The organism is Caecibacter sp. AF58-12pH5A, assembly GCF_027681725.1.
Taxonomy (GTDB): domain Bacteria; phylum Bacillota; class Negativicutes; order Veillonellales; family Megasphaeraceae; genus Megasphaera; species Megasphaera hominis.
Window position 1 is genome coordinate 72,670 of record NZ_JAQDBC010000001.1, and the last position, 12,049, is coordinate 84,718.

The 12,049-nt window shown below is 51.4% G+C and carries 12 protein-coding genes; 2 read left to right on the plus strand and 10 right to left on the minus strand.

The window, feature by feature from the left end; all coding sequences use genetic code 11:
• The first annotated feature begins 154 nt into the window (after nucleotides 1-154).
• Together PGX44_RS00390 and PGX44_RS00395 are read left to right on the plus strand one after the other, a co-directional pair.
• On the plus strand, nucleotides 155-712 hold the full coding sequence (locus tag PGX44_RS00390; RefSeq protein WP_289001756.1) for a DUF3793 family protein: 558 nt from the start codon (nucleotides 155-157) through the stop codon (nucleotides 710-712).
• 20 nt (nucleotides 713-732) lie between these two features.
• The gene (locus PGX44_RS00395) at nucleotides 733-1,146 is read left to right on the plus strand and encodes a flavodoxin domain-containing protein (protein WP_498853791.1); all 414 of its coding nucleotides are present in this window, start codon (nucleotides 733-735) and stop codon (nucleotides 1,144-1,146) included.
• A 101-nt stretch (nucleotides 1,147-1,247) separates the two neighbouring features.
• Here PGX44_RS00395 and PGX44_RS00400 read toward each other — a convergent pair whose 3' ends face one another.
• From PGX44_RS00400 to PGX44_RS00445, 10 genes are all read right to left on the minus strand, one after another.
• Nucleotides 1,248-2,015: an EFR1 family ferrodoxin gene (locus tag PGX44_RS00400; protein WP_498853792.1), complete on the minus strand. Its 768-nt coding sequence runs from the start codon at nucleotides 2,013-2,015 to the stop codon at nucleotides 1,248-1,250.
• A 195-nt stretch (nucleotides 2,016-2,210) separates the two neighbouring features.
• Nucleotides 2,211-3,530, minus strand: a complete 1,320-nt coding sequence (locus tag PGX44_RS00405; RefSeq protein WP_498853793.1) for an S-layer homology domain-containing protein — start codon at nucleotides 3,528-3,530, stop codon at nucleotides 2,211-2,213.
• 123 nt (nucleotides 3,531-3,653) lie between these two features.
• Nucleotides 3,654-3,779, minus strand: a complete 126-nt coding sequence (locus tag PGX44_RS00410; protein WP_498853794.1) for a hypothetical protein — start codon at nucleotides 3,777-3,779, stop codon at nucleotides 3,654-3,656.
• Nucleotides 3,780-4,070: 291 nt separating this feature from the next.
• Nucleotides 4,071-5,387 carry an S-layer homology domain-containing protein gene (locus tag PGX44_RS00415; RefSeq protein WP_498853795.1) on the minus strand — a complete coding sequence of 439 codons (1,317 nt, stop codon included), beginning with the start codon at nucleotides 5,385-5,387 and terminating at the stop codon, nucleotides 4,071-4,073.
• Nucleotides 5,388-5,673: 286 nt separating this feature from the next.
• Nucleotides 5,674-7,152, minus strand: a complete 1,479-nt coding sequence (locus PGX44_RS00420) for a [FeFe] hydrogenase, group A (protein WP_498853796.1) — start codon at nucleotides 7,150-7,152, stop codon at nucleotides 5,674-5,676.
• Nucleotides 7,153-7,366: 214 nt separating this feature from the next.
• Complete coding sequence (locus PGX44_RS00425; protein WP_498853797.1) at nucleotides 7,367-8,242, minus strand: DMT family transporter; 876 nt, start codon at nucleotides 8,240-8,242, stop codon at nucleotides 7,367-7,369.
• Between the two features lie 165 nt (nucleotides 8,243-8,407).
• Nucleotides 8,408-9,064 (minus strand): 3-oxoacid CoA-transferase subunit B, encoded by a 657-nt coding sequence (locus PGX44_RS00430; protein ID WP_498853798.1) that lies wholly within the window; start codon nucleotides 9,062-9,064, stop codon nucleotides 8,408-8,410.
• Entirely contained in the window at nucleotides 9,064-9,807 is a 744-nt protein-coding gene (locus PGX44_RS00435) for a CoA transferase subunit A (RefSeq protein ID WP_498853799.1), read from the minus strand. Before PGX44_RS00435 ends, PGX44_RS00430 begins: the two co-directional genes overlap by 1 nt.
• A 23-nt stretch (nucleotides 9,808-9,830) precedes the next feature.
• The gene (locus tag PGX44_RS00440) at nucleotides 9,831-10,625 is read right to left on the minus strand and encodes an enoyl-CoA hydratase/isomerase family protein (RefSeq protein ID WP_498853800.1); all 795 of its coding nucleotides are present in this window, start codon (nucleotides 10,623-10,625) and stop codon (nucleotides 9,831-9,833) included.
• Nucleotides 10,626-11,063: 438 nt separating this feature from the next.
• On the minus strand, nucleotides 11,064-12,035 hold the full coding sequence (locus PGX44_RS00445) for an NADH:flavin oxidoreductase (RefSeq protein WP_498853801.1): 972 nt from the start codon (nucleotides 12,033-12,035) through the stop codon (nucleotides 11,064-11,066).
• Nucleotides 12,036-12,049: the final 14 nt, after the last annotated feature.

The window sequence follows — 12,049 nt, forward strand, 5'->3', positions numbered from 1 at the left end:
TGCAAAACTCTGATGCAATACGTATTTTATCATTAATTATAAATTTCACTTGTATGTCAATTTTGATATTTTATATCAATAAAACATTGACAACTGTTATCATAATTGGTATAGTATGTCTTGTCAGAAACACAAAAGGAAAGGAGGTCTGTTCGTGAACATCGACCAACTACTTATCACCTATTGTGCGCCAACCTTGGCCCGCCTGAAGATGGGTGCTCTTCTGTGTCTGCACCGCGCAGGCACAAAAGAACAATACGAAGCCAGCGTGGCCCGTTATAACGAGCAGTACAACCACAAGGGACTCTATTTTCGCATTCTCTATCAATGCCCCCAGCGTACACTGCTCTACGTTTACCGGCCGGACATGGTAGAAGCCTATCTCCGCCAAGCTGATGTAGCACGCTTCCTCGCCAACCTGGGCTATACGCCCGAAGCACCTGCACCGGTCTTGTTGAATCACCTGGCTGATCGTTTTGCCAACGGAGGGTGTTTCCCTCATGAGTCAGGTATTTTCCTGGGCTATCCTTTAGCCGATGTCATCGGCTTTATCCGGCACAAGGGCAACGACGCCAAGCTTTGTGGTGAGTGGAAGGTATACGGTGATGCCGAACAGGCCGCCGCCCTGTTTCAGGCCTACTCCAGCTGCCGCGCTGCTTACGAAAGCAGTTTTGCAACGGGAACGGCGCTGGAAAAACTTATCGTTGCGTAACGTAAGGAGGACAAAGACACATGGTAGAAATTGCATATTGGAGTGGTACAGGTAACACAGAAGCTATGGCACAGGAAATCAAGGCCGCCGCAGAAGGCGCCGGTGCCAGCGTAGAATCAGTCCGCATGGAAGACACGACAGCCGATGCTGTCGCCGCTAACGACGTCATCCTGCTGGGCTGCCCGGCTATGGGCTCGGAAGAGCTCGAAGACAGCGTCGTCGAACCGTTCTTTACAGCCATTGCTCCCAAACTGAGTGGCAAGAAAGTCGGCCTCTTTGGTTCCTACGGCTGGGGCTCCGGCGAATGGATGGACGCGTGGAAACAGCGCGCTGAAGACGCCGGCGCTATCGTCTTCGGTACAGCCATTGTCAACGAAACACCGAACAATGCCGAAGAATGCGCCGCCTTGGGCAAAGCTGCAGCAGCACAATAAACAGTAAGACATTCCCTTCTTAATTCACACTCTTTTTTATCTCCCACAGATACAGAAACCGCACGATACTCCCCCGTATCGTGCGGTTTTTATATACCTGCCTAACGGCGGTACAGATCTTCAGCGTTAATTTCCGGATGATGATATTGATCTTCCCTGGCAATGGCGTGACCGTGGACGAAAATACCGCCATGAGGACACCACTGGACGCAGGCCATACACATGGCACAATGGTCACTGACGACGACCTTGCCGTCCTTGAGCGTCAGGTTGCCTACGGGACAAAGGCGCACACAGAGGCCGCAGCCTACGCAGGCGTCGGGATTGGCCGTAATGGTAAAGCGGCGGCTGCCTACTTGGCGCACGACACCCAGGCCCATAATAGATCCGGCCAGGCTGCGTTTTACGTGACGCAAGGATTCACGCCGTTCCGTCACGGCGTGGGCAATGGCAGCGACGTGATCTTTGGCTGCATCGAGGCGGCGGTAATCATAGGAAACGCCCTTTTTCCACGTCGACGTACTGTTGGCGATCATGGACACGGAATCGGCATAGGCCAGGCGGCAGCGATGCCACGCCAAAAGCTGCTGCAGGTTGTACAAGGCATTGCCAGGCGTACTGCCACAGGTGGCGACGGCATAGATATAGGCCGACGGGGCAAATTTCGTATTGCGGATAAACTCCTGGACCGGCCAGGGAATATCGCCAAAATAGACAGGAAATACAAAACCGATGACACGGTCCCGGATGAGCGTACACGTACCATGCTTCGTCAGGTCGGCAATATGCACAGCCGTATCCCCTGTCGCCGCCGCCAGCTGCCTGGCGACGCTGAGGGAATTTCCGGTCCCAGTAAAATAAAGGATCATAAGTCTCACCCCAATATATAGGTTTTTCTTCCGTTACTTATGCTTATATTATACCACATTTACCACCTGAATACGACGTTTTCCCGCTCTACGTACAAATTATCACGCAGTTTGCCAAAAGCCCTCTCACGGCCAAATAGGCGCAAAAAAAGACCACCCCGAAGGGTGGTCTTTGTATGTGCCGTAAGGTATTTCTTAGAATACGAATACGAACTGAGCACGTGTGAGTTCGGAAGGATCTTCCGCTTTGTCTTTGTCGTTCTTCCAGTCGGAAGCGAAGGACTGCATAACGGAGAACATAGCGTTCTTAGCGAACGTGTAGTCAACGCCAACGCCCCAGGATTCGATGTTCTGGAGGAGATCAGCATTCCATCTCCAGGAACCTGTGGAGCCGTTGATGAAGCCGTTGTTTTCAACGTTAACATATTCAACCCAAGCGTCCCAGGATTTCGGAGCTGCGAAGGAAGCAGAACCATACTGGAGTTTGCCGAGCCATACATCAGCATCGCTGTTAGAACCGTTATTATTGAGTTTTTCGTAGTTGCCGAGCAAGGACCACTTCTGGCCGAGGCCGAAGTTAGCATAAGCGCCCCACATATCATCCGTCGTGAAATCTTTCTGGCCGGAGAAGTTGTTGTAGTAAACGCCAGCAGATGTACGGTGGCCGAAGAAGCCCTGCAATTCGCCATAAGCTGTCTTAACACCGGAGAGTTTGCCGTTGATACCAGCGGTATCACCGATCTTGAATTTACCATAGCCAGCCGTAGCAGCGAAGTGGTTGTTCTTGTATTTCAACTGAGCGCCATCAAAGGAATCGCTGTACTGCCAAGCGAAGCCGCCATCACCGAGGTTGTAGCTATAACGGCCAACCAACAGATCCCAGTTGTTGCCGCCGAAGTTGTAATCTACGTTAGCGAGATCAGCGTAGATGTCTTCGCTGTTCTTGTCCTTGTTATCGATTGTGCCATTGTCAGCGAAGGACAGGTTATTGGTGCTGATGCCCAATGTAGCTTTCGTGCGGTCGTTAACCTGTGCATTTGCACGGACACGTACACGGAAGTTCCAGGAGCTGTCGTTGTCAGTACCTTTTACGTCTTCAGTACCTTTTACGTCTTTAGTAGCATCGTTGTATTTGTAACGGAGACGAGCATCACCAGTCAATTTAACGTTGCCAACTTTGTTTTCGAGGTTGGATACGCGAACACCGAGGCTGTTCAGTTCATCAGCAAATTCGTCAGCCAATTTGTTGATCAGAGCGCGCTGTTCAACAGAAGCTTTGTCCATGTGAGCCATGGCTTTAGCCGTCATTTCAGCTGCTTCATAACGAGTGATGTTACGGTTGCCTTCGAAGTGTGTGCCATCAACACCCTGGATGATGCCTTCGTCTGCCAATTCTACGACAGCGTTGTAAGCCCAGGAATCAGTCGGTACATCAACGAACGGGTTTGCTGCGAAAGCGCAAGTAGCGCCAACGGCCATGGTTGCAACTAATGCTGCTAATACTTTAGTTTTCATTGCGAATTACCCCTTTTCTAAAAAATAGTTTGTAAGAATGTTCCAATCCGTCACAGTCGAGCGGTGGTCTTACGTCTTAGGGGTTCATTGGCGAGTTGCCCTAGTTTCCTCTCTTTTACTACCCTATACGTTGTAGGCCTGTTGCTCTTTCTCGGTTGTCACCTGAACCACCGGCTCACCAACAACCTTGTTGACATTATACCGTACCTTCGCTTTTTTGTCAAAATACGACGAAAATGGCTCAACCATGCGCTTTACAGGCTCTCAAATTTGATAGAGCAAGATGTAATCTTTAAATTTTCTTAAATCTTACCGTAAATTTCTTCAAATTGTAATCTTTCTGTAACACTACAACGGTGTCTTTGAAAGTGTAAAAAATCCCCGCCAAAGTGATTGTTACGCCCTTCACGACCTATAGCTAATTGTAATCATTCTCTATTTGCCTGTGTTTTGTATACAGTATGCTAATTAGGAATAGCAGAAAAAAGGGCAGAAAAAAAGCGACCATCGGGCCGCTTTTTCTCAACATGGCTATATGGATTAGAAGAGGAAGTTGATTTCAACATCCGTGAATTCATCAGGGTCATCAGAGCCGTGTTTGGCTTTCGTGCCAAAGGTCTGGGCTGCTGTGAGAATGACGTTTTTGGAAAGGGTGTAGTCGATACCAGCGCCCCACGATTCTACGTTGTCGAGGACACTGTCATCACGCCAGGAGTTCGTAGCACCACCGAGGAGGGCGCCCTTATCGGCGTTGATGTATTCTACCCAGGCATCCCAGGAGCCGCGGACTTCGCTGTCAGCGCCGCCGTAGGTGAGCTTGCTGATCCAAACTTCCGGATCCTTCGTATCGCCATCAGTGAGGTTTTTGCTGATGCTGTTGATCTTTTCATAGTTGGCAAAGGCATTCCATTTGCCCAGGTTGAAGCTGGCATAGCCGCCCCAGAGGTCGTCAGCGCGGAAGCCTTCCTGGCCGTTGAAGTCGTTGTAGTAGACGCCGACTTTGGAATCAGCAGCACGGCCGCCGCCAAAGTAGCCTTCCAAGACGCCATAGCCCGTCTTCACACCTTTAGTACCTTCATCAAGGGAACCGGCAATGTCGCCGAGCTTAAATTTACCATAACCGGCAGTAGCACCGAAGCGGTCGTTGTGGTAGGACAGTTCAGCCCGGTCGAAGACGTCGCCGTACTGGTAACCATAGGCATTGTCACCGCCGAGGATGTACGTATCGGTCCGGCCGACGCTCAGGTTCCAGCGGTCACCGCCGAAGTTGTAATCGACTTTAGCGTCATCTGTGAAGACGTCCTGGTCGTTATCGTTTTTCGAATCGATAGAGCCGTCAGCACCGAAGTTCAGGTCGCCTGTGCTGATACCGTAGGTAACGGTCGTGCGGTCGTTGACCTGGGCATTGGCGCGGATACGAACGCGGTAATCCCAAGAATTATCATTGCGGTAGTCTGCGTTGTTGCTCTGATGCTGGTAACGAACGCGGGCATCGCCGGTCAGTTTGACGTTGCCGACTTTCTTTTCCAGGTTAGAAACGCGCACACCCAGGCTGTTCAGTTCATCAGCGAATTCATCAGCCAATTTGTTGATGAGAGCACGCTGTTCCACAGAGGCTTTGTCCATGTGGGCCATGGCTTTAGCTGTCATTTCGGCTGCTTCGTAACGTGTAATGTTACGGTTGCCTTCGAAATGCGTGCCATCTACACCCTGGATGATGCCTTCATCGGCCAATTCTACGACGGCGTTGTAAGCCCAGGAATCGGTCGGTACATCGACGAAGGGGTTGGCAGCAAAGGCGCAGGTTGCACCGAGGGCCATCGTCGTTGCGAGGGTTAACATGATTTTGCGTTTCATTATACATCTCTCCTTTTGACACAGTATCTTATTGTGACAAGGAGGAACTTTCACATACTCACGGCTTCATTGGCGAGTTTTCCTAGTTTCCTCTCTTTTACTCCCGTAAGATGCACTGGTTCTCCTTATCGCTCCGTATTACAGGGACACGTACGGAACGCTATGATTATAGCGTATTTGATAAAGTATGTCAATTGTATTCGATTGTCTTTCTCATATTAATTGAAAATTTTACATACAAAAAGGGCCTCCGTCACGGGACGGAAGCCCTTTCTTATACGTGAAATTATTCTTTTTTATCTGCGTCTGCCGCTGTATCGACAGGTGGTTTATAGCTTGGCGACATGGGGTTTGTCACAGGTGTCACGTGTTTCATTTCGCCCAAGTCATCGCTGCGGTCCGTAAAATACGTGTGCAGCATCATTTCTGCCGTTTCCGACAGTGGTTCGCCGAGGAACTGCTTGTACAGGTCCTGAATTTCCGGGTTTTCCCAGCTGGCCTTGTACTCCGCTTCGACATCGCTCTTGTAGAGGGAATCCATACGGGCCTGCTGTACCTTTTTCACCTGCGGCAGTTTTACCTTCGGCTGACCGCCGCCACCGATACAGCCGCCCGGGCAGGCCATGACTTCGATGAAGGAATAGTCTTCAAAGTTGCCGGCTGCGACGAGTTCATCCAGGAATTTACGGGCATTGCCGAGGCCGCTGATGGCCGCGACGTGGATGACGAAGTGACCGAAGACGACGGTTGCCTTCTTGACGCCTTCGAGACCGCGGACCGGTTCGAAGGGAATGAAGTCGGCCGGTGCTTTACGGCCTGTAAAAAAGTAGTACGCTGCGCGCAGGGCTGCTTCCATGACGCCGCCGCTGTTGCCGAAAATACGGCCGCCGCCGGTAGATTCGCCAAAGACTTTATCGAAATGATCGTCTTCGAGCTGGTCGAAGTCGATGCCTTCAGACTTGATCCATTCGGCCAGTTCCCGCGTCGTAATGGAAATATCCGTATCGCGCAGGTCTTCCTGGTTCCAGTAGGCTGCAGAGGCATTCAATTCGGGACGGCGGATTTCTGCTTTTTTCGCCGTGCAGGGAGCGACGTCGACGATGACGACGTCTTTCGGATCGAGGTTTTGCTGTTTTACAAACCACGTCTTCATGACGGCGCTCAAGATGCTGATAGGGCTCTTGGTAGACGACAAGTGCGGCATGAGGTCCGGGTAGTACGTTTCCAAAAATTCAACCCACGCCGGGCAGCAGCTTGTAAACTGCGGAATAGGAATTTCTTCAGACTGCAGGCGGTGCAGGAGTTCCATGGCTTCTTCCATGATCGTCAGGTCAGCGCCAAAGTCCGTATCGAAGACGTAGTCGGCACCTAATTTCTTGAGGGCTGCTACCATCTTGCCTTCGACGAAGCTGCCAGGGTCCATACCAAAGGCTTCACCGAGGCCGACGCGGACAGCCGGTGCGGTCTGGATCATGACAACTTTATTCGGATCGGCAATAGCCGCTTTTACCCGGTCTACGTCGGAGACCTCCGTAATAGCACCAAAGGGACATACGGCAGCACACTGGCCACAATGTACGCAAATGGGCATATCCTTCGTGCTAGGCAGATAATAGTAGTCCATGACGGTTTGCGTTGCAGCACAGGTACGACGGCATAATGTGCAATTTTTGCACTTACTTTCATCAAATTGGATCGAAACATTATGTTCATCAATGGGTACACGGCGCTGTATTTCTTTAAATCTGGACTGGAATTCGGGCATTTTTTTCTCCTTTTTCTATGCTAAGACTAGTACGTCATATTAAATGATATTTTTCACAATCTCTTATCTATAGAATAATACAAAACAATGCCTTTTTCGTGAAAGGTGTAAGAAGTTTTACATACTATCTATTTATTTTTTACATAGATACACTATATTCTGTGCCTAAATAGTATATCTCAGGAAGGCCTTTCTCACAAGACTTCTTGCCATATTAATTTCGCTGTACATGAATGCGGTGACCGCGCAGTTCTGCTACGCCTACGCCGCCTAAGACCAGGACAGCGCCGAGCCATTGCAGGAGGGTCAGCGTTTCACCCAGGAAAATAGCCGACAATGCCAAGGCCGAAAGGGGTTCGATGTAGCCGCAGATCGATACGGATTGGGCTGGCAGCTTTTGGATGCAGGAAAAATAAAGGCAACAGGCAAAGCCGGTGTTGAAGAAGCCAAGGAGGGCAATCCAGGCAAAGGTGGAAAGGCTGAGGTTCCATTCCGGCGTCGGTGCGCTGAGATTGACAATACCTACGATGACGGAGGCGATGAGGAGTTCTGCTGCCGACAGGGCCATGCCGGTGATGTTTTTGATTTTTTTGACAGAGATAATTAAGAGCGCATAACAGGTCGCGGAAAGAAAACCACAGGCCATGCCCCAGGAAAGACCATGAGCTTCTACATCAACGCCGTTGATGCAGACCATGCCTAGCGTAACAAGGATGATGCCCAGGACCTTGGGTACGGTGAGGGCTTCTTGGAAGATGAAACGGGCCAGGATCATGACCAGAATAGGCCCGGCATAGCATAGGAGTGTGGCCAGGCTGACGCCGACCTGCTGATATGCTTCGTAAAGGAAGAGCCAGTTGCCTGCCAAGGCCAGGCCGGCAACAAGGACCCATACCAGGTCACGGCTAGGTTGCAGGAGCTGCTTCAGTTCATGACGCAGACATACAACTGCCAAGAGGCAAAAGCCACCTATCAGGGTCCGGCAAAGGACGATTTCGTAGCTCGACAGGGGAATGTGGCTGGCAACGATGCCGTTGGAGCCAAAAACAAACATGGAAAATGCAAAGAGGACATACGGGTTATGCAGCATAAGACATCTCTTCCTTTCGCGTATTCGCGTATATTCATTTCATTATAAGGAATACAGGAAGAAAATACAATGCAAAAACAGCCAGCCTTCCCTATCTTTTACAAAACAGGGGGACTGGCTGTCTTTGGGCAGTTCCTGAAACGCAGCAGGAGGATGGTATCTGCGTCAGGTCATGACGCCGAGGTCGGCGGCCACGGTAAAGTCTGCATCTGTGCAAGCGCGGATATCGTCGACGCTGTAGTCCGGAGCAAGTTCCTGGAGAACCAGGCCGTCAGGTGTCACTTTAAAGTAGCACCGCTCCGTTACGATGTCCGTCACGCATTTAGAACCTGTCAGTGGGAGTGTACATTTCTTAAGGATTTTGGACTTACCACTTTTTTCGCAGTGGTCTGTAGCGACGATAATCTTCTTGACACCGGCACAGAGATCCATGGCGCCACCCATCCCCGGTACGAGCTTGCCCGGTATTTTCCAGTTGGCAATATTGCCTTCCTGATCTACCTGCAGCGTACCGAGGACAGTGGCGTCAATGTGACCGCCGCGACTAAAGCCAAAGGATTTATCGTGCTGTACGACGGCGCCGCCGGGAATGATGCTCGTCGGCTGGCCGCCGGCATCGGCCAGGTCCAGGTCCCAGTCCTGCCATTTGGGTGTAGCGCCGCAGCCGACGATGCCGACTTCGGCTTCGAGCCACAGGTGTACGCCTTCAGGCAAATAATTGACGCACATGAGGGGCACGCCAATGCCGAGGTTGACGAAATCACCGTCAGAGAAAAATTTTGCGCACCGTGATGCAATGAGTTCGCGTCCTGTATAAGCCATTATGCCTTGCCCCCTTCCGCTTTTGCTGCTTCAGCAGCTTTGATTTTATCGAGTTTGCGCTGCCATGATTTGTACATAGGCCGTTTTTCACCTTGCCGTACGTAGAGCATGTCCACGACCGGTGCCGGTACGTCGATTTCATCAGGGCCGAGCTCGCCTACTTCGACCAGCTCTTCTACTTCGACGATGACCTTGTCCGCTGCCATAGCCATGTAATCCTGGCAGCAGAGGCTGGTCAGGCGGAATTGGAGGTTCCCTGCTTTGTCGGCCTTCGTCGCTTTGAGGAGGGCAATGTCGGCATGAATGGGCATTTCCAGGAGGTATTCTTTCCCGTCCAGGCTAAGAACCTGTTTGCCTTCAGCCACTTCCGTGCCCACACCGGTGGGTGTAAGGATGCCGCCCAGGCCGTAGCCGGCAGCACGGATGCGTTCGGCAAAGGTGCCCTGGGGAATGAATTCCACTTCCATTTCCCCCTTCAGATAGCGTTCGATGCTGACCGGGTTGAGGCCAATGTGAGAGGTCAGAAATTTCGTAATCTGCTTGCTCGTTACCAGACGGCCTACACCCATGTCGGGCTGGCCCGAGGCAATGGCAATGGCGGTCAGGTTCTGAACGTTCTTTTCAATGAGGCCTGTAATGATTTCTTCGGCCGAAATTTCACCGTGGAGATCGCTAAACATAATGCGCTGGCCGTCATGGAACTGGTCCAGCACTTCGTCGAGGCTGTATACTTTATTTTTCACGTTGGTATGCCACCTTTCAAGAGTTATGTACCGCTAAACTGGGCTTTCCGCTTTTCGATAAAGGCCTTGCAGCCTTCCTTAAAGTCTTCGGAAGCAATGCATTCGCGCTGGGCCGGCGTTTCGGCCTGGGCGAGCCATTCCTTGTACGTCGCAAAGGACGCTGCATAGACCTGGCGTTTGATATTCTTGTACGAAAGGAGCGGGCCTGCAGCCAAGCGTTTGGCCAGCTTCAGCGTTTCGTCGTGCAGGTCTTCCGGCGTCGTCACCTTGTAGACCAGACCCCAGTCTTTGGCTTCAGCAGCGCTGACCGGACGGCCCGTAGCGGCCAGCTCGAGCGTGCGGTGTACGCCAATACTGCGCGTCAGGAGGAACGTAGCGCCTGTATCGGGTACGAGGCCGAGGTTGACGAAGGCCAGGATAAATTTGGCATTATCGGCGCAGATGAGGAAATCACCGCTCAGGGCGAGGCTCACGCCGGCACCGGCAGCAGGACCACTGACGGAGGTAACGATCATCGTGTCCATTTTTTTCATATAATCCGTGAGGTATTCGATTTTGGCCAGGAGTTCGTCCATGTTGACTTCTCCGCCGCTTTGAATGCGTTTGTAGAAATAGCCAATGTCGCCACCGGCAGAAAAGGCTTTCTCCGAACCCGCAAGGACGACCGTGCGGACGGCAGTATCGCCTTTGGCAATGGCCAGGGCATCGATGAGCTCATCGGCCATTTCGACATCAATGGCGTTCATGTTTTTCATATAATCCATGGTGATCTGGGCAATGCCATTTTCTACGCTGTAATGAATCTTTTTGTATTCCATAGTTTCTCTCCTTTGCGTCAGCCTGAAACAGGCCATCGAGCTTGTCCGTCTGCTATGTACGCTATGTAAAATTTGAGAATGATTTTCTATGAAAATACTATACCATTTTGCTCCAAAATGTACAATAAGTAAAACTGTACTATTATTGTATTCTTTATGCTTAAATCGCAAGGATTACGATAAAAACAAGGATTATTCCCGTCTTACAGGCAGCTTTTCCAGATAAGTTATGCGTTTTATGCATAGTCTTGTTTTCTCAAAACAATGTGTTTCTTCAGTGGAATATTTTTGTTATAGCGTTGTCACGAAAAATCAGTAAGAGGCACGCCGTGCCAACAGGCTCCGGCAAAAAGCAGCCCTGTGACGAAGGAAGGGATTCCTCGCACAGGGCTGCTCTTTATATAATACTATTATATGTACTTTTATATGTGCTTTTTCTTATTGATCGAAGCCCCAGCGGGGATTCTTGTAAAGGGCCCGGCCTACACCAACGAGGTCGGCTTTGCCGGCTTGCAGGAGGGCTTCCGCATCGGCCGGGGTCTGAATGCCGCCGGTAACCAGGACGGGCACGGAAACAACGGCTTTAACGGCGGCGGACATATCGGAGAAATAGCCCGGTTCCTGGTGGCCCTGGCGGGTATAGCGACAAGCGCCACCGGAAAGATCGATGAGGTCGACGCCGGCTTTTTCCAAAAGGACCGCCGTCTGGGCAGCGTCTTGAATAGTGCTGCCGCCAGGCTGGTAGTCACAGCCACCGAGGCGGACGGCGACGAGATAATCCGGGCCGACAGCATCGCGGACGGCGGCGACGACTTCTAAGAGGAAGCGCGTACGGTTTTCCAGACTCTGCGGGCCGTATTCATCAGTACGCGTATTGAGCAAGGGCGAATAGAACTGGTTCAGGAGGTACGCATGGGCGCAATGGATTTCTACGCCGTCGTAGCCGGCTGCTTGGACGCGGCGGGCGGCAGCGGCATATTGCCCGACGAGATATTTGATTTCTTCCTTCGTCAAGGCCCGGGCTTTTCTGCCACGGCAGGTGACATCGCTCGATGAAAGGAGTTCATAGCCTGCGGGGTCTTCATTCGTCCAGGCGCCGGAATGATTCATCTGGGCGATGACGATGAGCTCCGGCCGGACGGCGTGGATAGACGAAACGAGATGGCGCTGGGCCGGCAGGACGTCGTCGCTGGCCAGGGAGACCTGCTTGTCGTCTACCTTGCCCGTAGGATCTACATAGGCGTGTTCCGTAATAATCGTGCCGACGAGCGGGTTCTTGGCGATGGCCGTATAGTGATTGATGAGGTCGGCACTGATATGCCCCTTAGCAGATGAATGGGTCGCCATCGGCGGAAATACGAGGCGTGTGGTTAAGGTTTTACTTTTGATTTGCAGTGTATCGTGGATCATAGGTACTCCTCCTT